The organism is Brachybacterium sp. AOP25-B2-12 (genome assembly GCF_052378625.1).
Taxonomy (GTDB): Bacteria; Actinomycetota; Actinomycetes; order Actinomycetales; family Dermabacteraceae; genus Brachybacterium.
Genome location: NZ_JBQSXW010000001.1, coordinates 50,365 through 74,625, shown reverse-complemented (window position 1 = coordinate 74,625; position 24,261 = coordinate 50,365). Strand labels below are relative to the sequence as shown.

Below are 24,261 nucleotides of genomic sequence, written 5' to 3'. Positions count from 1 at the left end.
CCGGGCGGGGAACGGCTCCCGGCTCAGGCCTCCGGCGGCGCGGTCGTCCCGGCTCCCGCCCCGTCGTACCCGAGCTGCCGCCACGCCTCGTAGACGGCGATCGAGGCGGCATTGGCCAGGTTCAACGACCGCCGTGCGGGGAGCATCGGGATCCGCACCCGCCGGGTGATCCGCGGATGCGCGAGCACGGCCTCCGGGAGGCCGGTCGGCTCGGCGCCGAACAGCAGGACGTCGTCCGGGCGGTAGGCCTCGTCCGCGAAGGAATGCGGCGTGTGGGCCGTGAAGGCGAAAACCCGCGAGCCCGGGACCGCGTCCAGCGCCTCGTCGATGTCCGGGTGGACCGTCGTCGTCGCGAGGTCGTGGTAGTCCAGTCCCGCGCGCCGTAGCTTCGTGTCCTCGAGGTCGAAGCCCAGCGGCTCGACGAGATGGAGACGGCACCCGGTGACGGCGGCCAGTCGGATCGCGTTGCCGGTGTTGCCCGCGATCCGGGGCTCGTGGAAGACGACGTGGACCATGCTCCGATCCTCCCACGGCCCGGAAGGGTGATCGTGTTCACTGTCTGCGGCGATGCCCCGGATCGGGTGCTCCGGCACCCTCCACGCGTGCTAACCTCGTCCAGTCGCACGGCGTGCGGCCACCCGTCCGGGTGGCGGAATTGGTAGACGCGCTAGCTTGAGGTGCTAGTGCCCTATTAACGGGCGTGGGGGTTCAAGTCCCCCCTCGGACACGGTGTGAAGGCCCCTGTGGATCGCTTCGGCGGACCACGGGGGCCTCTCTCGTCCGAGGACCCGTCCCCGTTCGACCCTGACCTCTCTTGTCCCGACCGCCCTCGCCGTGGTCCGCAGGCACGGGAGGCGGCAACCGCCTCTGCGGGCCGCGTTCCTGTCGACCGGACGGCCCGTACATCCACGTCGGCACCGCCGGGTGGAGCGCGGCCCTCGACGACAACCGGGGGGCGCTCGTCGAGGCGCACGCGCTGGGCACCGACACCCTGGTCCTCGTCGTCGGCGGACTTCCCGCGGGCGACCGGGACATCGTGGCGGCGCGCTCCCGGGTCACCGACGCGATCGCCCACCCGGCACCGGGGGCCGAGCATGCCGGTGTCCGGCTCGCGATCGAGCCCATGAACCCGATCATCGCCGCCGATCGTGGCGTGGCCTCGACCACCTGGCAGTCCCTCGACGTGGCCGCAGAGGTGCTCCACTCGCGCGGAAACCCCGGGGACGGGTTCGCGGACATCCCCGCGCTGACGCGCGCGGTGACGGCGAGCGGGTACGCCGGACCGATCGAGGTGGAGATCCTCCGGGAGGAGATCTGGGACGCCCCGGCCCGGGACGTCGTGCGCATCGCCGCGGAGCGCTACGACCAGCTGGTGGCTCCACATCTCTGACCGGACGCGCCCCGGGGGAGGGTGGGAGGGCACGGGAGCGTCGGGCACGGACACGGGGGTGTCCGTCCCGTCGCTCCTTCGGTCGGGGGCGGCAGGGCGCAGCGCGGTCAGGCCGAGCGGCGCGGGCCGCCGTCGGAGCCGGGGCGGGCGGTGCTCTCGCGCAGAGCGACCACCCCGCGGACGTGCCAGAGCGCACCGCCGACATGGTCCTGCTCAGGGTCCAGCACCCAGGTGATCGCGCGATCGGCCATCTCCTCGAGCGGGAGGTCCAGGCTCGTCAGGGTGGGGCGCACGTCCCGCACCGCGGGAACACCGCCGAAGCCCACCACGGCGGCACGCTCCGGCACGTCGATGCCGCGGCACCGCAGCTGGCCCAGCACACCGAAGGCCATGACGTCGGCCGGGGCGAAGACGCACAGCGCGCCGGCGACCCCCGACGTGGCTCCGAGATGATCCGCGACGGCGTCGGCGAGCGCGTGGCCGCCGTCGCGATCCAGGGTGGCCGGGACGCTGAGCTCGGCCGTGAGACCCGCGGCCTCGAGGCCGTCGAGGAAGCCCTCGGTGCGTGAGGCCACCGAGGGGATGTCGGCGCGGGCGGCGGCGACCACGAACCGGCGATGCCCCGCCGCCACGAGGGCGGTGGCGAGGTCCCGGGAGGCCCCGGCGTCGTCGACGAGGATCGTGGATCCGATGCCGAGGTCCTGACCGATCGCGATGATCCGTCCGCCGTGGGAGGCGTAGCCGCGCAGCAGCGTGAGGATCTCGCCGTCCGGTCCGTCCCCGTACCGCCGGGAGCCGAGCAGGATGATCGCGTCGACCCGCTGGGCGATGAGGGACCGGACGGCGCGCAGCTCGGTGGACACGTCCCGGTCGGTCTGGGTGAGCAGCACCTGGCTGCGCGAGGCGAAGGCGACCCGTTGGATGGCCCGGGACAGGGTCCCGAAATACGGATCGGCGATGTCGTGGACCACCAGGCCCACGAGTCCGGTGCGGGAGCGTGCGAGCGCCTGCGCCTGCAGGTTGGTCACGTAGCCGAGCCGGGAGGCCGATGCCTGGACGCGCTCGGCGACCTCCTTGCCGGGGGTCCTGGTCGAGCCGTTGAGCACCCGCGAGGCCGTGGCGAGGGAGACGCCGGCATCGCGGGCCACATCTGCCAGGCGCACAGCGGGCACGGGGCACCTCCGGGACTCGGGGCGCGACGCGTCCGCGTCGCGCCCCGAGTTCACGGGCGGGTGATCGGCACGGGTCCCGTCAGCGGCAGGCCAGGGTCGCCGTCCACGCGCGGGACCGCTCGGGCATGGCGATGCGGCCGGCGTCCTCCGGGCCCCAGTTCCCGGCGCGCCGGGTCACCGGCTCGCCGCCGACCCGGTAGTCGGTGAGCACCAGAGCGGGCCTCTCACGGCGTCGGTCCCCGATGGCGACCGGGCGGCCGTCGGCGTCGGTGTGGGCACGGACGAAGCTCGCCTGCGAGGACGGGTCGAGCTCGTTCCAGGCGTCGATGTGCAGGCCGTCGACGTGCACGCCGTTCGTCGAGGACAGCGCCTCGACGCGGAAGGCGCAGTTGACCATGCCCTCGACCGCGATGCCCTCGAAGCGCACGTCGCGGATCCGGGCGTCGGGGTCCGCGCGGTCCGTGGCCTCCATGTCCTCCCAGTGCGAGGAGGAGTTCAGGACGCACGTGTTGTGCTTGACGTCCTTCCAGCCCATCCGGTTGTGGATGACGGCGGTGTCCCGCACCGTGACGTCGTGGACGTCCCGCGGCACCCAGCCCCACTGGATCACCGGACCGTTCTCGTTCTTCCAGATCACCGTGTCCTCGATGCGGACGTCGGAGTGGTAGAGCTTGAGCACGTCGTCGTTGGCGTGGAAGAACGTGGCCCGCATGCGGCTGCCCGCGTACAGCTCGATGCCGTCCGTCTGCCAGTACCAGGAGCCCACCTGCTGGTAGCGCTGCACGTCCATGGTGAACGTGTCCTCGGAGCCGTAGACCACGAAGGAGTGGTAGGGCGGCTCGGCGATCGTGACGCCACGCAGATCCAGGTGCTGAGGGGCCTCCTTCGAGGCGAACTGGAGCATCTTGACGCAGTCGGCGTGGCAGTTGGTGTCCTCGGACCGATGCCGGTAGCCCTCCCGGGTGTCGGCCTCGTAGACGTAGCGCTCACCCGAGAGCACCCCGTAGCCGGTGACCTTGTACGCGTCCTGCTGGTCCGAGACGAAGCGGAACGCTCCCTTGACGTAGGCGCCAGGGGCCAGATGGACCCAGCGCACGTTCTCCGGGAGCATCGCGTGGTAGTCCGTGCCCATGTCGTACACCCCGGGCTCGAACACGAGGATCTCCTCGGTGACGGTGTCGAGGTCGCGCACCGTCTCGGGAGTCACCCGGCGGATCGTGCCGTCCTCGGCGGTGGGCACCTCCTCGGAGGTCGTGTCGCGCCGCGGCTGGGCGAAGATCATCAGGGCGTTGCCGGGCTCGGTGTGCACGGCCCGGCCGCCGGCGGGGTCGAGCGTGAGCGTGCCGCTGTTCCCGGTCATGTCGTTGTAGGACGTGATCAGATCGGGCTCGAACTCGACGGAGAAGCGGGTGCCGTCCTCGTCGTAGGGCACCTTGACCCGCACGGTCGTCGGATCGACGTACTGAACCGGCAGTCCCAGCTCCGTGGGGCGCACCGTCACGTGATCGGCCGAGTCGATGGTCGCGCCCGTGGTCAGGTGGACCGTCACCCAGGTGTCCTCGGTGTGCTCGAAGGTGGACCAGCTCATCGTCAGGCCCGCCGAGGCGGCGAACTCCGCGCCGTCCTCGGAGTCGTACCCCTACATGTCCTTGCCGCTGCGGGGCACGGACATGTAGGTGAAGGAGTCGTAGGAGTCCTCCGGGGCGGCGACCGTCGAGACGTCGACGTCGTAGGCGGTGGACATGCGCACCGCGTCCGGAGCCACCGGGCCCGTCGACTGCGCCTCCGTCCGGTCGTGCCACCAGGTGTGCAGACGACCGTCGTCGACGGTCCGTGGTGTCGAGGGTGCCGCGCCGGGATCGGGCTCCTGCTCGGCCCCCTCGCCCGGTGTCTCGGCGGGGACGAGGGGCACGGGGGCGGCGACGGCGGGAAGCGCCGGTGTCAGCGCGAGGACGGCGGCGCACGCCCACGCGATCAGGTGGCCTCGCCGTCGGCGGACGACAGGGGTGTCGGGGGTGTCGGTGGTGATGATGGTGGGGCTGGTGGGCAGGGGTCCCATGGGATCTCCTCCTCGAGACGGGATGGGGGTGCTGCGTCCGGTGGTGGTGCCGGGGTCCTCGGGCCCGGCCGATGGTGCGGCGCGCGGGTGCGCACGTCGTGGGGGCGGGGCGTCGGCTCTCAGCGCGCCCGGAGGGCGGAGCGCACGGTGGTCCATGACCGCAGGCGATCGCGGGCACGGTCGTCGAGCTCGTCCTCGACGGCGCGGGCGCGGGCTCGTTCGAGGAGGTCGTCGACGAGCACGCGGCCGCCGTGATCGGCCGCCTCGGAGGCGGCGTCGATCATCGCCAGGCTCATGACGTTCTCGTGGACCTCGCACTGCGGCGTGCGGCCCTCACGGAGCGCGGCGACGAACTCCGCGAGGGAGGCGGCGATCTGGTCGGCCTCCTCGGGCACCGGATCGTCCCGGCGGGTGAGCAGGCCCTCCTCGGTGCCCAGGACGGGCATCGACGTGCCGTCCCAGGTGGCCGAGCCGTGGCGCAGCCCGAACCGCCAGTCGCCGTTCCACAGGGTCGACAGTCCCCGGATGTCCCACGAGCCGTTGTGGACGAACAGCGAGCCGTCGGTCATCTCGGAGGTGGAGGTGGCGGTCGCCGGATGATCGAAGGTCGACCACGGCGGTCGGGTCTCGACGGCGGTCACGGCCACGGGGTCCGCGGCCAGCACGTACCGGGCCGCATCGACGTTGTGGATCCCGATGTCCCGCAGCACCGGGTGGGGCTCGGCGCGACGGTAGCCCTCGGCCCGCCCGTACATCGCGAAGAACGCCGTGGTCAGCACCGGCGGACCGTGCTCGGCGACGAACTCCCGCAGGGCACGGACCTGGGGGAAGAAGCGGCGGGACTGGGACACCATGAACGGGGTCCCGGTCGCCTCGGCGTGGGCGGTCAGGCTCAGCGCCTGGGCGAGGGTCTCGGTCACGGGCTTCTCGCCGAGCACGGGGACGCCGGCGCGCAGGGCCGCGACGGTGATCGGGTGGTGCGCGACCGGGATGGTCGCGTCCACGAGCAGGTCCGCGCCCAGGCGCACGGCGAGCTCGACCCCGTCGGTGCCGATCGCCACGGCGGGGTGGTCCTCGGGCAGCGCGTCGGCGGCGCGGCGGGCGGCGCCCCGGTCGAGATCGGCGATCCCGACCAGCTCGGCGACGGGACTCGCGGCCACGGTGCTGACCCACCAGCGCCCCATGCCTCCGGCGCCCACGACGACGGCCCGCGCGGGACGGTCCGCGGGGATCCGGGACGGCGGTGCGGGGGCAGCGGCCGGACCCCATGGTGCGTTCTCAGACGGCACGGCGCGCCACCTCCGGATCCCGGTACCAGTCGCGGTCGACGTGCGAGAGCCGGTTCAGCGTCCGCTCGCGCGGCTCGGGGGCCGCCCACAGGGCGGCGTTGGCGAGCACCCGGCGAATCGCCTGGTGGCGGTACACGGGATACTCCTGGTCACCGGGGGAGAAGTAGAAGATCTTCCCCTTGCCGCGCCGGAAGCCGCACCCGGAGCGGAAGATCTCGCCGCCGGCGAACGAGGACACGAAGATCAGCTCGTCGGGAGCGGGGATCGCGAACCACTCGATGTAGGCCTCCTGCTCGGGGATCAGGATCGGCTGCGGCACGCCGCGCGTGATGGGGTGCGAGGGATCGACGGTCCACACCCGCTCCTCCTCGCCGTCGTTGCGCCACAGGAGGTCGCACTCGGTCCCCATCAGCGCCTTGAAGGGCCGTGAGTAGTGCGCCGAGTGCAGGGGCAGGAAGCCCATCCCCGCCCGCACGTGGCGCACCACCCGGTCGACCACCTGATCGGGGACGTCGTCGTGGGCCATGTGGCCCCACCAGGTGAGGACGTCGGTCCGGGCGAGGACCTCCTCGGACAGCGAGTCCTCGATGTCGTCGAGGAGCGCGATCCGCACCTGCGCCTCCCGTCCGAGGCCGTGGAGGGCCTGCTCGATGCCCTCGGCGATGACGGTGTGCATGCCCTCGGGATAGACGCGCTGGACGATCGGATCGGTCGTCTCGTGGCGGTTCTCGCCGTAGACGGTGATGCGCAGGGGTTCGATGGGGGTCTCCTGAGGGGTGTGGTCAGGGCCAGGGGCCCGGCGCGCGTCGGTCATTTCGTGTCGAGCCACGGCGTGTCCAGGTGGAAGTCCGGGTCGGGCTCGCCGAAGCCGTCGGGCAGGCGGAACGGGCAGAACTGCTGCATGGTCGGGTTGACGTAGTTCTGGACCTCGACGACGGCGTCCTCGGGGCTCTGGGAGTTGTGCTCGAGCTGTCCCTGCATGGTGAACACGGCATCCCACAGCTTCGTCCCCACGGGCAGCGGGGGGCGCGAGCGGGTCACGGCCATCTGGTCGGTGAAGAACTCGAGCCCGGGGGCGGTCGCACCGGGATCGGCGACGGCGTCGCGGTGCGTGGGGAGGAACGAGATCCCCGGGCACAGGATCTTCTGCCCCTCGGGACCGGCGTAGAAGCGCATGAACTCCCACGCGGCCTTCGACATGCTGGATCCCGTGGGCATGGTGAGGGACTGCCCGCCGGCCCAGTTGAAGGGCCGGTCCCCGGCCCGGGCGACTGGCAGGTGGGTGACACCCCAGTCCATGTCGGGCTTGTACTCCTGGATGGACTTCACCGACCAGGGACCCGAGATCTGGAACAGCTGGCGGTCCGAGAAGAACGAGGTCTGGGTGGGCGGGGCGTTGGGCGGCTGGTACGTGGCCTTGAAGGCGTCGAGACGGGCGTAGTCGAGCCGCTCGACCCATCCGCGGTAGGTGCGTGCCACCTCGAGCATCTGCGGGGAGTCGAGCGTCATCGTGCAGGAGCTGTCGGTGAAGAAGCCGACGCCGAAGGCCATCGCCCACATGAGCAGCGAGGCCTGCTCGTCCCACGGGATCCAGGCGACGCGCTCGTAGGTGCCACGGGCGTCCTGGACGTTGACCTGGTCGCTGATCTCCCAGATCTGGTCGAACGTCATGGGGCCGTTGGCCGGATCCAGCAGCTCCAGGTCGACGCCGGCCTCACGGGCCAGCCCCCGGTTGAAGAACAGCCCGCGGGTGTCGCAGTACAGCGGCAGCCCGTAGTAGCGGCCGTCGTAGAACAGCTCGTCGCTGGAGAACTTGATCCACTGCGACATGAACTCCGCGGGCGCCACGCCCTCGTGCTCCTCGATCAGACGATCGATCGGCTCGAGCAGGCCCAGCGAGGCGAACTGCGGGGCGTTGAAGCGGTCCATGAAGTACAGGTCCGGGCCGGTGCGGCCCCGGACGGCGGTGATCGCGCTGGAGGCGTCGCCCTCGCCGTTGGAGGGCACCTGGGACACCTGGATCGTGATGTCCGGGTGGGTCCGCGAGAACGCCGCGATGACGTCCTGCTCGACCTGGGCCTCCGAGGCCCAGATGCCCCACAGGCGGATCACGTCGGGGTCGCGCTCGGCGCCCACGGGTCGGTTCGTGCAGCCGACGACGGCGCCGCCGGCGATGGAGACGGTGGCCCCGGCGCCCAGGGCCTTGATGAGGGAACGACGATCGATCACTTGAAGCCTCCGAGGGTGATGCCGCTGACGAAGGAGCGCTGGAACGCGAAGAACAGGACCACCAGGGGCAGCAGCACGAGGAACGACGCCGCCATGAGGAGGTTGAACGAGACGTCCTGCGAGTTGACGGAGCGGAAGATCTGCATGCCGATGCTGAGGGTCTGCTTGTCCTGGTCCTGCAGGTAGATGAGCGGACCCATGAAGTCGTTCCAGGTGCCCACCGCCGTGAAGATCGCGACGACCGTGAGCGCGGGGCGGGCGGTGGGGAAGACGATCCGCCAGGCGATCGACCACTCCGAGGCACCGTCCAGACGCGCGGCGTCCAGCATGTCCTTGGGGGTCTGCAGCATGAACTGGCGCAGCAGGAAGGTGTAGAAGCCCCCCGCGAACAGCGCCGGCAGGATCAGCGGCACCCAGGTGTTGACGAACCCGAGGGCGGCCCACATGTCGAACATGGGGATGAGCGTGACCGGGAACGGAAGGAACAGCGTGGCCAGGACGATGTAGAAGAGCTCGTCGCGGCCGCGCCACTCGATGCACGAGAACCCGTAGGCGACGATGAAGTTGCTGACCACCGTGAGGGCGACGACGCTGATCGTGATCATCGCGGAGTTGCGGAAGAACAGCCAGAACGGCATGACCGTGACGGCCTCGCGGAAGTTCTCGAAGTGCCACGCGCGGGGGAACAGCGTCGGCGGGAACTCCGAGAGCTCCTGGCCGGACTTCACGGCGCTGATGATCATCCAGTAGATGGGCAGCAGGAACAGGGCCATGACGCCGAGGAGCACGATGCGCGCGATCCACGCGCTGATGGCGCTGGGACGGGAGCCGTCGGCGCGGCGGGGTGCCTTGCAGCGCGCGCGTCGGGCGCGGCGGGTGCGACGGGGCTCGGCGAGCTCGTCGAGCGCCTTCTCGGGCTCGAGCTCCGGCGGTGCGGACAGGGGTGTGGTGACCATGATTCCTCCGTGGCCTCAGCCGGCCGAGACGTCGTAGTGCACGAAGCGGCGGGAGACCACGAAGATCAGGCCCGCCAGCAGCATGCCGAACAGGAACAGCAGCACGGCGAGCGCGGAGGCGTAGCCCAGCTGGCCGTAGGAGACGGCGTTCTTGTACAGGTAGAGCATGTAGAAGAGCGTCGAGTTGTCCGGACCGCCGCCGGTCATGATGAAGGCCTCGGTGAACACCTGCATCGCGCCGGACATGCCGGTGATGAGGTTGAACAGGATCGTCGGGGTCAGCAGCGGCAGGGTGATCTTCACGAACTGTGTCCACTGGGAGGCGCCGTCGACGCGGGCCGCCTCGTAGAGCGTGGTGGGGATGTTGCGCAGGCCCGCGAGATAGATGAGCGCCGCGTTGCCGGCGCCGAGCTGGCCCATCACGATGATCACGATCTTGGCCAGGCTCGGCTCGCCCAGGAGGTTGGTGTCGGGGGCGCCGAACAGGCTCAGGAACCGGTTGAAGATGCCGAACTGGGGGTTGACGAAGACGATGAAGATGAACGACAGCGCGAACGCCGGGATCAGCGAGGGGATGTAGAGGATCGTCCGGTACAGCGCGACCTCGCGCACCTGCCGGTTCATCGCCAGGGCCAGCAGCAGGGCCACGACCATGCCCACGGGGACGGCGATGGCCATGTAGTAGAGCGTGTTGCCCACGGAGATGTGGACCATCGGATCCAGCGCCGCCGTGATGTAGTTCTGCAGCCCGATGAAGGTGGGGGACTGCATGCCGGAGTACTGGGTGAGGCTGATGGCGAAGGAGTAGATCAGGGGATAGACCACGAAGATCAGCACGCCCGCCACCCAGGGGGAGACGAACAGCAGGCCCAGGCGCACGTTGCGTCGCTCACGACGGCTGAACGGCGTGCGGACCTTTCGTGGACGGCGTCGGGCGCCGGTCGGGGCGGGGGGCTCCTGGGGTGGAGCCGTGGTCACTGCAGCAGGGGTCACGTCGGTATCTCCCACGTCATCGGAGGATGTCCGCACTACCTTCGCGGACTAGATTTCCAACCGCAATCAAATGCTGGTCTGCAATACTGAGGCCGACCGTCAGGAGTGTCAAGTGCCACACGTGATCCACGCCGTCGCCGGTGCGCCGCCGTCCAAGCAGCTCAACGCGGCGGCCGTCCTGCGGCTCGCCCTCGAACGTCCCGCGCTCACCGCGAGCGACGTCATGGCGCCCACCGGCCTCACGCGCTCGACCGCGATCGCGCTGGCCGACGACCTCGTGGCCAAGGGATGGCTCCGGGAGCTGCCCAACGCCCGCGCCGGCTCCGCGGCCTACCGCAAGGGGCGCCCGGCCCGCCGCTACGCCCTCGATGCCGGCGCAGGCCTCCTCGTCGGCCTCGACGCCGGGTCCCACGACCTCACCGCGCGCGTCACGGATCTCCGGGGCGACGAGCTGGGCACCTCGACCCGGTCGATCGACCCGGAGGCCACGGCCGCCGACCGCCGCACCGAGGTGGTCGGCCTCGTCGCGGACCTGCTCGAGGATCTGTCGCTGACCTGGTCGGACGTGCTGTGCCTGGTGCTCGCGGTGCCCGCTCCCGTCGACGAGGAGGGGCATTCGCCGCGGGACGTGGACAGCTTCTGGGAGGCGATGAACCCCGAGTACATCGACCGCCTCGCACACCTGGTGGGTCAGGTGATCGTCGAGAACGACGCCAACGCGGCGGCCCTGGCCGAGGGGGACACCGGCGCCGGGCGGGGACTGGGCTCGTACGTGACGCTGCTGTCGGGTCCGAGGTTCGGGGCGGGCTGCGTGGTGGACGGCCGCCTGGTGCGGGGTGCGCGCGGCGCCGCCGGGGAGCTCGGATTCATCCGGCAGATCGACGGGATCGGGTCCACCGAGGGCGTCGACGCCCTCGTGCGGGACTGGATCCGGGAGGAGCGACGGCTCGGCGTGATCGGGGAGCGCAGCCCCCTCGCCCAGGGCGATGCGGATGCCATCCACGTCGACGGCGTGCGCCGCGCCGCGGCGGCTGGGGACCTCGCCGCCCAGCGCATCCAGGGGATGCTCGTCGAGCGTCTCGCCCGCGTCTGCGCGCTCCTGGGCGGTATGCTCGACGTCGAGCGGATCGTGTTCTCCGGTCCCTTCGCCGCGTCCCTCGAGCCCGCGCTGGACCGGGTGCGCTCACGCACCCACGAGCTCGGCGGCATCCAGGAGCGGGGGATCGTCGTCTCGCCGCTGGGGGACGACGTGGTCTGCGCCGGAGCCGTCACCCGGGCCCGGTCCTGGGTGCGCGAGGCGGCCGTGGACCTCGTCGCCGGTCCCGCCCCCCGGACCCGGAACGGTGCCGCGGCACCCGAGCTCGCCGAGCCGGCCGTCAGGGACGACACCAGCGTGCGGGCGGCCGAGGCGGGCTGACGCCGCCGTCTACCCTGGGGTCATGCCCGTCTCCGACCCCCGTCCCGTCGCCGCCCCGTGAACCCGCTGGTGCTGGCCGTGATGCGGCTGTTCGCCGCGCCCCGGCTCGACATGCGCACGGACTACCCCCGTGTGCGCCGGCTGCAGCGCCGCCTCGCGTCGCTGCCCGGCACCCGGTACCGGGCGGTGGACGTGCGGGTCCCTGCGGACGAGCGCTCGATCCCCGTGCGGGTCTTCCGTCCCCGCGAGCAGCGCCGGGACGACCTCCTGGTGTTCTTCCACGGCGGCGGCTGGGTCACGGGCGACATCGAGAGCTACACCCCCGCGTGCGCCGCGATGGCGGATCTGACCGGCTGCATCGTGGCCTCGGTGGACTACCGCCTGGCCCCCGAGCATCCCTTCCCCGCCGGTCTGGACGACTGCTTCGCCGTGACCGTCGCGCTGCTCGCGGATCCCTCGATCGTGACCGTCGAGCGTCCCGGACGGATCGTCCTGGTGGGGGACTCCGCGGGCGGCAACCTCGCCGCGGCGGTGTCGCTGCGGCTGCGGGACGAGCAGGCCCGCGGTGTCGATCTGCAGATCCTGCTGTACCCGGTCACGTACTGGGACCACCGGCCGGAGACCTCGCCGTTCCCCTCGGTGCGCGAGCACGGCCAGGACTACCGGCTGACCGACCGCGAGGTCCAGGACTACCTCGACCTCTACGTCCCCGACGTCGCGCGTCGCCGGCAGCCGCTGGTGGCGCCGCTGCTGGCCACCGACCTCACCGAGCAGCCGCCCACGCTCGTGATCCCCGCCGAGCTGGACCTCCTGCACGACGAGGGCGTGGCCTACGGGAGGGCCCTGGCCGCGGCGGGGGACGAGGTCCGCATCCACACCGTGGCAGGTGCCCTCCACGGCTTCATCACCCTGCCGCGGTTCGCACGCCCGCTGCGCGAGGCCTACGAGGTCATCGATGCCTTCCTCGACGGCGAGCCCGATCCGGGCCGGCCCGTCCCGCGGATGGCGGGCCGATGACCCGGCGCGCCTGGGTGCGGCTGGACAACGCCTCGAACATCTTCCTCGCGGCGCGCTCGGACGTCGACACCAAGGTGTTCCGGATGGTCGCCGAGCTCGACGAGGACGTCGATCCCCACATCGTGCAGAGGGCGCTCGACGCGACGTTCGACCACTACCCGCTCTACCACGCGGTGCTGCGACGGGGCCTGTTCTGGCACTACCTCCAGGACAGCGACCTGCGTCCCGTCGCGGGCGAGGACGTCGGGGCACCGTGCGCCCCCATCTACCGACCCGACCGCCGGGAGCTGCTGTTCCGGGTGACGCATCATCGCCGCAGGATCATCCTCGAGGTGTTCCACGTGCTCTCCGACGGCGGCGGCGCGCTGCGGTTCCTCACGGATCTGGTGGGGGAGTACTGCCGGCTCCGGTACCCCTCGGATCCGGAGACGCCGCCGACGACCACCGAGGGCATCCCGCTCGTGCAGCCGGGCCCGGAGGGAGCACCGGGAGCGCCTCCGGTGGACCTGTCCCGCTCGCTCGTGGCCGACGGCTTCACCCGGTACTTCCGACGCCGTCGACGCGACGCGCCCGCCGATCGCGCGAGCCCCGGAGCTCCGAGGGCCGAGCCTCCCGGGGCCGCGCCGTCGTCCGGGCGCCGTCGCGCCCGGATCGCGACGGCCCGCCGCTGGGCACTGCGCCGCGTGCACCGCCCCTCGGGCACCCGCACCCCGGACCACCGCACCCGGCTGGTCGAGGTGACCATGCCCGCCGCCGACGTCCTGGCCCTGGCCCGCGCCGAGCAGGTCTCGCTGACGATGTACCTCACCGCGGTGTTCGTCGAATCCGTGCGGATCGCCGCCGGGGGGCTGGGCCACGGGCGGACGGTCGCGGTCTCGGTGCCCGTGGATCTCCGCCAGTTCTTCCCGTCGACCTCGCCGCGCAACTTCTTCGCGACCGCGCGCGTCGAGCACACCTACGGCCTCGGGGCCGACACGGTCGGCGCGATTGCCCAGGGGCTCGAGGGGCAGCTGCGGGCGCAGATCACCCCTGAGGCCCTCGAGGCGCGGGTCCGCGCACTGATGCGCCTGCAGCAGTCGCCCCTGCTGCGGATCGTCCCGCGGCCCCTCAAGGACCTGGGGCTGGGGCTGGCCAACCGCATCAACAACCGCGGGCTGACGGTCGCGATCTCCAACATGGGACGGGTCACCCTGCCCGAGCCCGGCGAGGCGCACGTGCGGCGCCTGTACCTCCAGGTCTCCGCCGCGCGGCCGCAGTTCTGCAGCATGTCCCACGACGGCCGGCTCACCATCAGCTTCACCTCGCCCTTCCTGGAGACCGACCACGTGCGCGAGTTCGTGCGCTCCTTCACGGCGCGGGGCATCGACGTGAGCATCGCGGCCGCCAGGACTTCCGAGGCCGAGCTCGCCGAGGCGCCGGGGGGAGCGCCGTGATGCGCTGTCCCGCGTGCCGGGTGCGGATCGAGGGCCGATGGACCCGCTGCCCGCTGTGCGGCGGGGCCACCGACGGCACCCCGTCGCCCGATCCCCTGCCCACCGTCCCCCTCGTCTTCTCGCGCCGACGGCTGCTGCGCGTGCTGCTGCTCGTCTCGCTGGGCGTGATCGTCGCCTCGTTCGCGGTCCAGCTGCTCCTGGGGGCCGGCAGCAGCGGGATCGGCGTGCTGCGCTCGGTATGGCTGGGCCTGAGCACCCTGTGGCTGCTCACGCTCATCGCCGTCCGGGAACGGCGTGAGGTGACGCGAGTGGCGCTGTACCTCGTGCTGCTCGTGTGCCCGGTCTGCGTGTACTGGGACTACCTCACCGGCTGGCACGGCTGGTCCCTGACGTACACCCTGCCCATCGTCTCCGCGTGCGCCGTCATCGCGGTGCTCGTGACCGCACGGCTCCTGCGCATCGAGCTGGGTGACCACGTCCTGCACAGCGGCCCCACCGTGCTGATGGGCCTGACGCCGCTGGTGCTGCTCGCGCTGGGCTGGGTCACCGATCCGCTGCCCTCCGTGCTGTGCGTGATCGTCAGCCTCGTCGCGCTCTCGATGCTGCACCTGTCCCGGATCCGCGACGTGCGCCACGAGCTGGCACGACGACTCCACCTCTGAGCACGCCGGCGCGGGACGACACCGCGGCGCGACCTGGGCAGTCCTGTCCCCTGGGATGCGTGTTCCGTATCGCGGGACGATCCGCGGTGGCCACGGAAGCTACGGAGGCGTAACCTCGGGCCCGTCCCGAAGGAGGCCTCCCCATGCCGCAGCAGAATCCCGCCCCCGGTCTCAGCGCCCTCAGCCGCTGGTCCGCGACGCTGACCCCCGTGATCGTCCTCGCCGCCGGCGGTCTCGCGCTGCTGACCCCGGCGACGTTCACCCCGCTCGCCCCCGCCGTCCCCTGGCTGCTCGCGCTCATCATGCTGGGCATGGGCATGACGCTGAGAGGGAGCGACTTCGCGATCGTCGCCCGGCGCCCGTGGGCCCTGCTCATCGGGACCGTCGCCCACTACGTGATCATGCCCGGCATCGCCTGGCTGCTCACGGTCGTGCTGCACCTGGAGCCGATGCTCGCCATCGGCGTGATCCTCGTCGGCTGCTGCCCGAGCGGCACCGCCTCGAACGTCATGAACTACCTCGCCAAGGGGGACGTCGCGCTGTCCGTCGCGATGGCGACCGTCTCGACCCTGCTGGCCCCGGTGCTGACGCCGCTGCTGGTGCTCCTCGTGGGCGGGCACTACCTCCCCGTCGACGCCGGAGGCCTCCTCGTCTCGATCCTGCAGGTGGTTCTCGCCCCGATCGTCGTGGGCCTGGTGCTGCGCCGGCTCTTCCCGCGGTTCATCGAGCGGGTGACCCCGGCGCTGCCGCTGGTGTCCGTGGCGGGCATCGCCCTGGTGGTCCTCGCGGTCGTCTCCGGCGCCGCGGCCTCGATCATGGCGGTCGCGGGCGTGGTCCTCGTCGCCGTGGTGCTGCACAACCTCGCGGGCTATCTGCTGGGCTACGGCGCCGCCCGGCTCTCGGGGCTCGACGCCGCCGCCCGGCGCACCGTGGCCTTCGAGGTGGGCATGCAGAACTCCGGGCTCGCGGTGACGCTCGCCGCCCAGCACTTCAATCCCGTCGCCGCCCTGCCCGGCGCGATGTTCTCGGTGTGGCACAACGTCTCCGGCTCGCTGCTGGCCGCATACTGGTCGCGTCACCCCACCGAGCGCGGCGCCCAGGTCGCGGAGCCGGATGCAGTCCCGCAGCGGGCAGAGTGATCCGCAGGGTGCGGGTCAGGTCGATCGTCGTGGCGACGTGGAGCGAGCCGCCGTCGATCGTGCGGGCCACCGTGGCCCGCTCGCGGTCGACCTCGAGGATCCGCACCCGCACCTCGCCCTCGCCGGGGACGTCCAGCAGCCACTCCTCGGCGAGCGGACGCAGCCCCAGCTCGTCCAGGGCGGCCTCGGCCACCTCGAGCTCGGAGGGCTCGCCGCGGCGACGGTGCAGGAGGTCGTAGGGCACGAACAGATCGTCGTCGGTCATCTCGAGGTACCCGACGTGCTCGTGGTCCTCCGTGCGCAGGTGGTCGAACCGGGTGCGCATGGGCCCGGACGCTACCCCAGGACCGACCCGGCGGATGCACCGCGCCTCAGGACGGTGCGCGCCTCGACAATCACTGTGTGCACGGTCGCTGCCAGCTCCCGCACCAGAGGTGCCGCCCGTCGCATCGCCTCATGCACGTCACCGGTCATCGAGACCAGGTCGTGGGCAGATGCGAAGCCTGCGGCCGCAACCTCCTCGGGGGTCAGGTGGAGGGCGCCCACGAGCGCGATCACCGGCACCCCGGCCGCCCGTGCCAGCTCGGCGATGGCGACCGGGGCCTTCCCCTGCAGGCTCTGGCGGTCGAGACGGCCCTCGGCCGCGATCACGAGGTCGCTGTGCGCGATCGCTCCGGCGAGGTCGAGCCGCTCCGCGAGCCACGCCAGTCCGCCCTGCAGGTCGACGGGCACGACGGCCGCCAGGGCGAGGGGCACCCCTCCCGCAGCGCCACCTCGTCGAAGAGCGGAGAGTCGTCGCCCGCTCGCGCGTTCCAGGGCTCGGACCCACCGGGACCCTCGCGCCTCGAGCGCTTCGACGGTTGCGGCGTCAGCACCCTTCTGGGAGGCGTAGAGCCGAGCCGCGCCCATGGGACCGAGCAGTGGTGCGTTGACGTCGGTCGCCACGATCCATCGTGCGGACCTCAGGCGGGGGTCGAGCGATCCGAGGTCGATCTCGTCGACCCTGTCGAGCTCCTCGACCTCCGCGAGCACCCCGCCGTCCGCGTCCCGAGCGGTCGCTCCCAGCCCGATGAGCAGTCCCGCGCCGGCGTCGGTGCTGGCGACACCCCCAGCAGCCACGACGATCCTCCGGAGGCCGTGGTCCAGAACGTCGCGAATCACGGCCGCCGTCCCTGCCGTGCTCGCACGCCACGCCGTGCTCGCGGTCCGCGTCGGCACCAGCTGCAGTCCTGCCGTGGCGGCGAGCTCGACGACGGCCGTGCCATCGTCGAGCTCCACCCAGCGTGCCGTGATCGGATCTCCGAGAGGGCCGGTCGTGGGGACGTCGTGCGGGACGCCTCCCGCGACGACGAGGACGTCCAGCGTCCCGTCACCGCCGTCGGCGATCGGGATGGTCCGGATCCGCGCGTCGGGCTCGGCATCCCGGATCCCCGCGCCGATCGCGTCGGCGACCTCGGCGGCCGTCAGGCTTCCCTTGAACTTGTCGGGGAGCACGAGGACCCGCATCGGCAGGTCGTCACCGGCAGCCGCGCCATCGGCCGGCGGGCACGCGCCGGCCGTCACAGACCGATCCCGCGGAACCATGCCCCGGCGCGCGAGGCGGCGAGCTCCGGGTCCTCGAACAGGCCGATCCTCAGCCCTTCGGACAGAAGCCGACCGAGGTGCTCCGGGCTGCGGCCGGTCTCGAGCCCGCCGAGCATCCGGGTGTGTCCCTGGTCCCCCGAGAGGTAGCCGAGCCAGGACACCCCGACCTTGTAGAAGCGGGTCGGGGACTCGAAGACGAGCCGGGACAGCGGCACGGTCGGATCCAGGATCGCGCGGAAGCCGTCGACGTCACCGGCATCCAGGCGCGCGAGCGCGGCGGAGGCGAAGCGGGGAATCGCGGCGAAGGCTCCCAGCAGCGCGTCGGAATGCCCCTGTTCGTCACCGGCGATGAGCTCGGCGTAGTGGAAGTCGTCCCCGGTGAACATCCGCACGCCGGCGGGCAGCCGCTGTCGCACGGCGACCTCCCGAGCGGCATCGAGCAGCGACATCTTGATCCCCGCGATCGCACCGCGGTGGGACCCGATGAGCTCGAGCACCGTGTCCGCTGCGGCGTCGAGGTCGCGGCTGCCCCAGTACCCCTCGAGAGCCGGGTCGAACATCTGCCCGAGCCAGTGCAGGACCACGGGACGCCGGGCACCGTCGAGCACCGCGCCGTACACACGCAGGTAGTCATCGGCGGACCGCGCTGTCCTGGCCAGGTGCCGGCTGGCCATCATCACGACGGATCCTCCCGCGTCCTCGATCCGCTCGATCTGTGCGAGGTAGGCGCCGATGATGTCCTGAAGGGTCACGGCGGTCTCGCCGAGCTGATCCGTCCCGATGCCGACGACCACCGCGCCGCCGCGCGACGAGGCCTCCGCCAGGGTCCGCTCGCCGAGCTCGAGGGCCATGGCCGCGGACAGCCCCATGCCGCGCTGGGCGGTGTCCATCGACTCGGCGACCCCGAGCCCGAGGTCCCACAGCCGATGGCGCAGGGCGAGGGTCGCCTCCCAGTCGATCTCGGAGGAGGCCGTGCTCGCCGTGGCGGCGACGGGGATCACATGGCTTGCGGCGTACACCACTCGACTGCGGGAGGGCGCGGTGGACGTCACGAGCCGGCCGGGCTCGGGGACCTGGAGCCGCCGAAGTCCCTCGGCGGTGGGGACCGTGATGGTGGTGCGCGTGTCGGTGGTCATGCGGGAATCCCTTCGAGCGGAGCGAGCGTGGGCAGCACCGACCGTCGGTACGACGCGACGGTGCGATGCACGATGGTGTCGAGGTCCTGTGCCCACAGCTCCTCGGAGAACACCTCGACCTCGATCGGGCCGGTGTATCCCGCCGCGAGCACGGCCCCTGTGATGCGGGCGAGATCGAGCTCCCCGTCCCCGGGCAGCAGGCGTCCGTGCATGTTCTCCGGGACCGGCAGGGGCAGTGCGAAGTCGTCGACCTGGTAGCCGGCCAGGCGGGGGCCCGCGTGCAGGAGTGAGGCCTGGAGGTCGGGGTCCCAGGCGACGGCGTAGGCGTCCACCAGCAGGCCCACGGCGTCCACGGGCAGCGGATCGACGACCCGAAGAGCCTGGGCGAGAGTCGTGACGATGCTCCGGCTCGTGGCGAACAGCGGGTGCAGGGGTTCGAGCGCGAGCCGGACCTCGGCCGCGCGGGCGTCCTCGACCAGCACGGCCAATGCGTCACGGACACGGGACTCCGCGGACGCGATGTCGGTGTCCCAGGGCGGCAGGCCCCCCGCGATCACGGTGAGCTGGAGGGCCTGGACCTCGTGCGCGGTCGCGATGGCCCGGCGCACGCCGTCGACCGCGGTGCGGAGGTCACCGCCCCTCTTGTCGGCGAAGAACCCCACCCGGCACAGCGAGCTCACGGACAGTCCCGTGTCCGCCAGGAGCTTCCTGGTCGGCGCAACGCCGAGATCCGCGACCGGATCGGTCCACAGCCCGATCCATCCGATGTCGTGCCGGGCCGCGGCCTCCGCGGTCTCGCGCAGGTCGTAGGGGCGGCAGGTCGCCTGGTTGAGGCTCAGCCGGGACACGCTCACGAGGGCACGCCCTCGGTCGCGGGACGCATGCCCTCGAACGCCGCGGGCGCGTCCGGATGTCCGATGGTCACGGGCAGGCCGGTACGCGCCGAGTCGTAGACCGCTCGGACGATCCGCAGGGACGCCAAGGCGTCCGCACCCGTCACCAGAGGGTCCCGGTCGGTGCGGACGGCGTCCACGACGTCCTCGACGGTCCGGCGATGCAGCGGCAGCAGGCGGGCGTTGACCTCGGCGACGCCGAGATCGGGGAGCAGGTGACCCGTGAGAACGGGGGAGAGGGACTCCTCACCGCGGACCGTCCAGACCTCGGGCACCGCGTCCGCACCCTCCGGATACTCGGTCAGCACGGCGGTGGCGCCGGTCTCGCCGGTGACGGTCAGCCGGGTTCCGAGGTTGGGCTGGGCGGCCACCGTCGCGGTGACGGTCGCGACCGCTCCGGACGCGAAGGTGATGAGGGCTGCCGCGATGTCCTCGACCTCCATCAGCCCCGAGTTCACGAACGTGCCGGCCTTGGCGCTGACCTCGACAGGCGTGCCGAGGAACCATTGCAGAAGGTCCAGGTTGTGGATGGCCTGGGTCATGAGGACCCCTCCGCCGTCGGCGGCCCAGGTGCCGCGCCAGGCGGCGGCCTCGTAGTAGTCGGCGCCGCGGTGCAGCAGGATCTGGCTGTGCGCGAGCATCGGACGCCCGAACCTGCCGTCGTCGATCGCGGCCCGCAGCCTCTGCATGCCGGGCCAGAAGCGTCGCTGGAACACGACGCCGAACCGAACCCCCGCCGTGGCGGTCGCGGCGATCATCCGCTCTGCCGCGGCGAGGTCTGCCGCGATGGGCTTCTCGCAGAGGATCGCGACGCCGGCCGCTGCGGCCTCGACGACGACGACCTCATGGGTGGGGTGCGGTGTGCAGACACTGATCGCATCGGGCGAACTGTCGAGGAGCTCGGTGACCGACCCGTGCGCTCCCGCGATCCCGCGTTCGTCGGCGAACGCCCGGGCACGTGCGGCGTCGACGTCGCACACGCCGATCACCTCGACACCCGGGATGCCGCGGTAGGCGCGGTAGTGGTTGTCGGCGATGTTCCCGCAGCCGACGATCCCGACCCGCAGGGGCCCTCGGTCGGTCGGTCGCTTGGTGCTCATGCGGACTCCTCGGTGGTCGTGGTGGTGCTCTCGCCGCGTTCGGCACGGGGCCGATCGCCCAGTTCGAGCAGTGGGGTGTGGGCCGTCTCCCGGGCGGTCAGCGCGGCAAGGGAGGCGATGATGCAGATGGCCCCTGCGATCACCGCGACGGGCACCCAGTTGCCGGGGTCCCCAGCGGTCAGCGCCGTATAGATGCTGGGCGCGAGGCCGGCCGCGATGAGCCCCACCTGCAGCCCGAGCGCCATCCCCGTCTGGCGGACCTTGAGCGAGAACATCTCGGCGAACATCGCGGGATACGTGGCGTTGATGCAGGCGTAGCCGCCGGCGACCGAGAGCGCACCGGTCAGGAACATCATCGGGACATCGCCCGCGGAGATCGAGGCGAGGTAGAGCGGCAGCATGATCGCGCACACGAGGTTCCCGGCGATGAACACCGGACGGCGCCCGACGCGGTCCCCCAGCATCCCGAGCAGGGGCTGGGTCGCCAGGGCCAGCACGTGCCCGACCAGCAGGACCCACAGCATCGTCGAGTACGCGATCCCGTACACGTTCGTCGCCAGAGCGAGCGCGAAGACCTTGACGACGGTGTCCACGGCGAAGGCGAGCGAGCAGACGACGACCCGCAGGATCGCCCGCCAGTGGGTGCGCAGCGCCTCGACGACCGGGATCTTGACGAGCTCGTCCTCGTTCCCGTGCTCCTCGAAGGCCTCGGACTCCGAGAGCTTGGAGCGGATCACGAGCCCGGCGACCGTGACCACGGCGCTCAGCAGGAACGGCACGCGCCATCCCCACGTGTCCAGCGCCTCCTGGGGCAGCGCCGAGATGGGGACGAACACGAGGGTCGCGAGCACGAACCCCGAGACGATCCCGTTGGACGTGAACGAGGTGAAGAAGCCCCGTCGGCTCTCGCCGGCGGCCTCGACCGTCAGGGTCGCCGCCGCTGCGGTCTCACCTCCCACCGAGATCCCCTGGACGATCCGGAGTGCCACGAGCATCACGGGCGCCCAGATGCCCACCTGCTCATACGTCGGGAGAAGCCCGATGAGGAAGCTCGAGATGCCCATCATGAGCAGGATGATCACGAGGACGGCCTTGCGTCCGACGCGATCACCGTCGTGGCCCAGGAGCACGGCCCCGACCGGGCGTGCGAAGTAGGACACCGCGAAGGTGGCCAGGGCGGCGACCGTGCCCGTGGCGCCGTCGTCGGGGAAGAAGACGTGACCGAACACGAGGGCCGTGGCCAGCGCGTAGGCGTAGTTGTCGTAGTACTCGAGGGCGCCGCCGACCCAGGCGGCGACGCCTGCGCGCAGGGGGCTGGTGCTCTTGGCGGTGGGGGGTCGATCGGTGTCGAGGGTCGTGCTCACTGTGGTCTCCTTCATCGCAGAACCAGTGGGGTGGGGTGTGTGATGCCCGAAGCGGGCGGGGGGTGGTCGGTCAGGGGATGATCAGAGGCTTGCCGGAGGTGAGGGTCCCGGCCGCCAGCGCGGCGATGACACCGGGTGCGGCGTCGAGGCCGGGGAGGCAGTCGACCGGGATGGTGTCCAGCCCGTGGACGGCGACGATGCGCGCGGAGGCCTCGAGCTCGGAGCGGTCGTAGCAGAACGAGCCGAGCACCGTCAGCTCCTCGCGGACCACGGAGGTGCGCGCGGAGAGGGTGGTGCCGCCCGCCAGGCCCACGAGACACAGGGTCCCGCCCCGGCGCAGCCGATCCAGCGCCGCCGGGGTGGTGGCGGCGTGGGCGACCGTGTCGATCGCACGGTCCCAGTCCCGAGCCGCGACGTCGGTCGGCGCCGTCACCTCGGCCCCCCACGCCTCGAGCCGCGCACGACGGGACGCGTCGGGCTCGATGAGCACGGGTCGCGCCCCGAGCTCGCGGACGACCCTGGCACATGCCGCGCCGATGGGTCCGCCCCCGATGATCCCGATCCTCTCACCCGCACGGACTCCCGCACGGGCACAGGCGTGGACCCCCACGGCGACAGGCTCGACCAGTGCCGCGGCCCGGGGATCGGGATCTCCTGCGATGCGGACGGCGCGATGGGCGGGGATGCCGACCCTCGCGGCCAGTCCGCCGTCACGACCTGCTCCCAGGAGCTCGCGTCGGGGGCACGTCGCGGCGGCACCGGCGATGCACGCGGGGCACGCCGCGCAGCCCGCGTTGGGGTCGATCGCGACGACCTCCCCGATGTCCCAGGAGGCAGCGACGTCCCTGCCGACCGCCGTGACGACCCCGCCGAACTCGTGCCCGATCACGGTGCCCGGGTCCGTCCCGCCGTCGTCTCCGTGGTACTGGTGGAGATCGGTCCCGCAGATCCCGATCGCGGCCACCTCGACGAGCAGGCCGTCCGAGGCCACGGGTCGTTCCTCACGACCGATCAGGCGCAGGTCCTCGGGACCGTGCCACGCGATGGCAGGGATCATCGCGGCGGTGCTCATGCGCCCACCGCCGCGCCGGCGGGCCTCGCGGCCGGGGACCGGAGGGCGGCGTCCGCCGCACGGCGTCCGAACACCAGGCCGAAGACGATGCCTCCGACGTAGCGGAGATCCTGCGCACCCCCGGCATCGGCACCGACGGCATGCAGCCCGGGGACGGGGCGGTCGTCACGGTCGAGAACCCGGGCATCGCCGTCGACCCGGAGCCCGCCGAAGGGGATGGTGATGCACGGCTGGACCTCGAGAGCGCGGAACGGAGCACGGTGCAGAGGGCTCGGGCGTTCCGGGAGGGGCGCATCCAGGGCGATGTCCTCATCACCGTCGGCGGCACGGGAGTAGTCGGCCAGGGTCCGTGCCAACGCCGCGCGGTCGACTCCCCACGTCGAGACCTGCTCGACGAGCCCTTCGAGGGTGTCGGACTCGGCGGCACGGGCACCCAGCGCGCGGGCCTCGGCGAAGCGATCGAGCACCATGCCGCTCGGGTACGGCTCGGCGAGGGCACGCTCGCGCTGCACGGAGTCGTCCCAGATGAGCACGCCGCGGTGATCGCGCTCGAGCAGGAGCCGCTGGTCGGAGACCTCGTCGCCGAGGGATTCGTCCGTGAACCGGCGCCCGCTGCGATTGACGAGAATCCCGTACGCGGAGAAGTAGAGGGTCAGGCGCAGGAACACCTCGGGGATCACCGGGAGCGGACTGGGCAGGGTGTGGCCGTAGAAGGTGGAGAGATGACGGCTCGCGGCGCCGCCGGCCGCGCGACCCATGCGGAAGCCGTCGCCGACCGAGCAGGGGTTGGACCGCACGCCGATCGTGTCCGCTCCGTGTCCGATGAACGTCTGGGTCAGCTCGGGATCGCCCTGGAAGCCGCCGGTCGCCAGGACCACGGATCCTGCCTGCGCCGTGATGCGCTCACCGTCGTGGACGAAGCGGGCTCCGGTGACCCGGCCGTCGTCACCCTGGACGAGGTCGACGTCCCGCACCTCGGTCAGGATGCTCCCGCCGGCGGCCACGACGCTCTTCGACCAGGCCGCGAACAGCCCCGGGATGTCGATCTTGCACGCGCGGCCCCATTCGAGGTGGTCGTCCCACTCCTCGCTCACGGCGACACCGGCGTCCCGCACGTCCTGCACGGCGCGCTCGTAGCCCGCGACCAGGAGCGGCCCGAGCACCGGATCGCCGTCGGGCTGGATGCGCCGCAGCACGTCCAGGTCGGGTGCGGTCCAGAGGATCCCTGCCGAGAGGGCGGCGGATCCGCCGATCCTCCGGGCCTTCTCGAGCACGAGCACGCGGGCTCCGAGCTCGGTGGCGCGATGGGCGGCAGCCAGGCCGCCCGCCCCCGCCCCCACCACGATCAGGTCGTAT

At 71.9% G+C, this 24,261-nt stretch carries 21 protein-coding genes, 1 tRNA gene and 1 pseudogene; 7 read left to right on the top strand and 16 right to left on the bottom strand.

Annotated elements, in window-relative coordinates; translation table 11 throughout:
- Nucleotides 1–23: 23 nt before the first annotated feature.
- Nucleotides 24–515, bottom strand: a complete 492-nt coding sequence (locus ACT3TZ_RS00360) for a tRNA (cytidine(34)-2'-O)-methyltransferase (protein WP_444581402.1) — start codon at nucleotides 513–515, stop codon at nucleotides 24–26.
- Between the two features lie 125 nt (nucleotides 516–640).
- Here ACT3TZ_RS00360 and ACT3TZ_RS00355 point away from each other — a divergent pair.
- Both ACT3TZ_RS00355 and ACT3TZ_RS00350 read left to right on the top strand, forming a co-directional pair.
- A tRNA-Leu gene (locus tag ACT3TZ_RS00355) sits at nucleotides 641–727 on the top strand.
- Nucleotides 728–814: 87 nt separating this feature from the next.
- Nucleotides 815–1,390 (top strand): sugar phosphate isomerase/epimerase family protein, encoded by a 576-nt coding sequence (locus ACT3TZ_RS00350; RefSeq protein ID WP_444581401.1) that lies wholly within the window; start codon nucleotides 815–817, stop codon nucleotides 1,388–1,390.
- 107 nt (nucleotides 1,391–1,497) lie between these two features.
- Here ACT3TZ_RS00350 and ACT3TZ_RS00345 read toward each other — a convergent pair whose 3' ends face one another.
- The 8 genes and pseudogenes from ACT3TZ_RS00345 to ACT3TZ_RS00310 form a co-directional block, all read right to left on the bottom strand.
- Nucleotides 1,498–2,562, bottom strand: coding sequence for a LacI family DNA-binding transcriptional regulator (locus tag ACT3TZ_RS00345; RefSeq protein WP_444581400.1), 1,065 nt, complete (start codon nucleotides 2,560–2,562; stop codon nucleotides 1,498–1,500).
- A 79-nt stretch (nucleotides 2,563–2,641) separates the two neighbouring features.
- A complete protein-coding gene (locus ACT3TZ_RS00340; RefSeq protein WP_444581660.1) occupies nucleotides 2,642–3,034 on the bottom strand; it encodes a family 49 glycosyl hydrolase in 393 nt (130 codons plus the stop codon).
- A gap of 75 nt (nucleotides 3,035–3,109) precedes the next feature.
- Nucleotides 3,110–4,621, bottom strand: a pseudogene (locus ACT3TZ_RS00335) (hypothetical protein); the annotation flags it as partial.
- A 119-nt stretch (nucleotides 4,622–4,740) separates the two neighbouring features.
- Nucleotides 4,741–5,910, bottom strand: coding sequence for a Gfo/Idh/MocA family protein (locus ACT3TZ_RS00330; RefSeq protein WP_444581399.1), 1,170 nt, complete (start codon nucleotides 5,908–5,910; stop codon nucleotides 4,741–4,743).
- Nucleotides 5,900–6,724, bottom strand: a complete 825-nt coding sequence (locus ACT3TZ_RS00325) for a ThuA domain-containing protein (protein WP_444581659.1) — start codon at nucleotides 6,722–6,724, stop codon at nucleotides 5,900–5,902. The genes ACT3TZ_RS00330 and ACT3TZ_RS00325 overlap by 11 nt, the downstream gene beginning before the upstream one ends.
- Nucleotides 6,721–8,139 carry an ABC transporter substrate-binding protein gene (locus ACT3TZ_RS00320; RefSeq protein WP_444581398.1) on the bottom strand — a complete coding sequence of 473 codons (1,419 nt, stop codon included), beginning with the start codon at nucleotides 8,137–8,139 and terminating at the stop codon, nucleotides 6,721–6,723. Before ACT3TZ_RS00320 ends, ACT3TZ_RS00325 begins: the two co-directional genes overlap by 4 nt.
- Nucleotides 8,136–9,095 (bottom strand): carbohydrate ABC transporter permease, encoded by a 960-nt coding sequence (locus ACT3TZ_RS00315; RefSeq protein ID WP_444581397.1) that lies wholly within the window; start codon nucleotides 9,093–9,095, stop codon nucleotides 8,136–8,138. The genes ACT3TZ_RS00320 and ACT3TZ_RS00315 overlap by 4 nt, the downstream gene beginning before the upstream one ends.
- Nucleotides 9,096–9,110: 15 nt before the next feature.
- Nucleotides 9,111–10,088, bottom strand: coding sequence for a carbohydrate ABC transporter permease (locus ACT3TZ_RS00310; protein WP_444581396.1), 978 nt, complete (start codon nucleotides 10,086–10,088; stop codon nucleotides 9,111–9,113).
- A 112-nt stretch (nucleotides 10,089–10,200) separates the two neighbouring features.
- Between ACT3TZ_RS00310 and ACT3TZ_RS00305 the strand changes: the two genes are divergently transcribed.
- The 5 genes from ACT3TZ_RS00305 to ACT3TZ_RS00285 all read left to right on the top strand — a co-directional run bounded on the left by ACT3TZ_RS00305 (nucleotide 10,201) and on the right by ACT3TZ_RS00285 (nucleotide 15,756).
- Complete coding sequence (locus ACT3TZ_RS00305) at nucleotides 10,201–11,505, top strand: ROK family protein (RefSeq protein ID WP_444581395.1); 1,305 nt, start codon at nucleotides 10,201–10,203, stop codon at nucleotides 11,503–11,505.
- A 57-nt stretch (nucleotides 11,506–11,562) separates the two neighbouring features.
- On the top strand, nucleotides 11,563–12,522 hold the full coding sequence (locus tag ACT3TZ_RS00300; protein WP_444581394.1) for an alpha/beta hydrolase: 960 nt from the start codon (nucleotides 11,563–11,565) through the stop codon (nucleotides 12,520–12,522).
- On the top strand, nucleotides 12,519–13,955 hold the full coding sequence (locus ACT3TZ_RS00295; RefSeq protein WP_444581393.1) for an alcohol acetyltransferase: 1,437 nt from the start codon (nucleotides 12,519–12,521) through the stop codon (nucleotides 13,953–13,955). Before ACT3TZ_RS00300 ends, ACT3TZ_RS00295 begins: the two co-directional genes overlap by 4 nt.
- Nucleotides 13,955–14,617: a DUF6320 domain-containing protein gene (locus ACT3TZ_RS00290; protein WP_444581392.1), complete on the top strand. Its 663-nt coding sequence runs from the start codon at nucleotides 13,955–13,957 to the stop codon at nucleotides 14,615–14,617. Before ACT3TZ_RS00295 ends, ACT3TZ_RS00290 begins: the two co-directional genes overlap by 1 nt.
- Nucleotides 14,618–14,760: 143 nt before the next feature.
- Nucleotides 14,761–15,756, top strand: a complete 996-nt coding sequence (locus tag ACT3TZ_RS00285; protein WP_444581391.1) for a bile acid:sodium symporter family protein — start codon at nucleotides 14,761–14,763, stop codon at nucleotides 15,754–15,756.
- Nucleotides 15,757–16,092: 336 nt separating this feature from the next.
- On the opposite strand, the gene ACT3TZ_RS00280 is transcribed toward ACT3TZ_RS00285, so the two are convergent.
- The 7 genes from ACT3TZ_RS00280 to ACT3TZ_RS00250 all read right to left on the bottom strand — a co-directional run bounded on the left by ACT3TZ_RS00280 (nucleotide 16,093) and on the right by ACT3TZ_RS00250 (nucleotide 24,248).
- A complete protein-coding gene (locus ACT3TZ_RS00280) occupies nucleotides 16,093–17,262 on the bottom strand; it encodes a glycerate kinase (protein WP_444581390.1) in 1,170 nt (389 codons plus the stop codon).
- Between the two features lie 53 nt (nucleotides 17,263–17,315).
- A complete protein-coding gene (locus tag ACT3TZ_RS00275) occupies nucleotides 17,316–18,476 on the bottom strand; it encodes a DUF993 family protein (RefSeq protein ID WP_444581389.1) in 1,161 nt (386 codons plus the stop codon).
- Nucleotides 18,473–19,324, bottom strand: coding sequence for a sugar phosphate isomerase/epimerase family protein (locus ACT3TZ_RS00270; RefSeq protein WP_444581388.1), 852 nt, complete (start codon nucleotides 19,322–19,324; stop codon nucleotides 18,473–18,475). Before ACT3TZ_RS00270 ends, ACT3TZ_RS00275 begins: the two co-directional genes overlap by 4 nt.
- Nucleotides 19,325–19,326: 2 nt before the next feature.
- Nucleotides 19,327–20,469 (bottom strand): Gfo/Idh/MocA family protein, encoded by a 1,143-nt coding sequence (locus tag ACT3TZ_RS00265; RefSeq protein ID WP_444581387.1) that lies wholly within the window; start codon nucleotides 20,467–20,469, stop codon nucleotides 19,327–19,329.
- Nucleotides 20,466–21,833 (bottom strand): MFS transporter, encoded by a 1,368-nt coding sequence (locus ACT3TZ_RS00260; RefSeq protein WP_444581386.1) that lies wholly within the window; start codon nucleotides 21,831–21,833, stop codon nucleotides 20,466–20,468. The genes ACT3TZ_RS00265 and ACT3TZ_RS00260 overlap by 4 nt, the downstream gene beginning before the upstream one ends.
- A gap of 70 nt (nucleotides 21,834–21,903) precedes the next feature.
- The gene (locus ACT3TZ_RS00255; RefSeq protein WP_444581385.1) at nucleotides 21,904–22,905 is read right to left on the bottom strand and encodes a zinc-dependent alcohol dehydrogenase; all 1,002 of its coding nucleotides are present in this window, start codon (nucleotides 22,903–22,905) and stop codon (nucleotides 21,904–21,906) included.
- Nucleotides 22,902–24,248, bottom strand: a complete 1,347-nt coding sequence (locus tag ACT3TZ_RS00250) for an FAD-binding protein (RefSeq protein ID WP_444581384.1) — start codon at nucleotides 24,246–24,248, stop codon at nucleotides 22,902–22,904. The genes ACT3TZ_RS00255 and ACT3TZ_RS00250 overlap by 4 nt, the downstream gene beginning before the upstream one ends.
- Nucleotides 24,249–24,261 lie beyond the last annotated feature (13 nt).

Bases quoted from the DNA above. Each gene is read 5' to 3' on its own strand.
- ACT3TZ_RS00275 (WP_444581389.1), bottom strand. From the start codon at position 18,476: ATGACCACCGACACGCGCACCACCATCACGGTCCCCACCGCCGAGGGA.
- ACT3TZ_RS00290 (WP_444581392.1), top strand. From the start codon at position 13,955: ATGCGCTGTCCCGCGTGCCGGGTGCGGATCGAGGGCCGATGGACCCGC.
- ACT3TZ_RS00285 (WP_444581391.1), top strand. From the start codon at position 14,761: ATGCCGCAGCAGAATCCCGCCCCCGGTCTCAGCGCCCTCAGCCGCTGG.
- ACT3TZ_RS00360 (WP_444581402.1), bottom strand. From the start codon at position 515: ATGGTCCACGTCGTCTTCCACGAGCCCCGGATCGCGGGCAACACCGGC.
- ACT3TZ_RS00340 (WP_444581660.1), bottom strand. From the start codon at position 3,034: ATGGAGGCCACGGACCGCGCGGACCCCGACGCCCGGATCCGCGACGTG.
- ACT3TZ_RS00255 (WP_444581385.1), bottom strand. From the start codon at position 22,905: ATGAGCACCGCCGCGATGATCCCTGCCATCGCGTGGCACGGTCCCGAG.
- ACT3TZ_RS00295 (WP_444581393.1), top strand. From the start codon at position 12,519: ATGACCCGGCGCGCCTGGGTGCGGCTGGACAACGCCTCGAACATCTTC.
- ACT3TZ_RS00280 (WP_444581390.1), bottom strand. From the start codon at position 17,262: ATGCGGGTCCTCGTGCTCCCCGACAAGTTCAAGGGAAGCCTGACGGCC.
- ACT3TZ_RS00315 (WP_444581397.1), bottom strand. From the start codon at position 9,095: ATGGTCACCACACCCCTGTCCGCACCGCCGGAGCTCGAGCCCGAGAAG.
- ACT3TZ_RS00265 (WP_444581387.1), bottom strand. From the start codon at position 20,469: ATGAGCACCAAGCGACCGACCGACCGAGGGCCCCTGCGGGTCGGGATC.
- ACT3TZ_RS00325 (WP_444581659.1), bottom strand. From the start codon at position 6,724: ATGACCGACGCGCGCCGGGCCCCTGGCCCTGACCACACCCCTCAGGAG.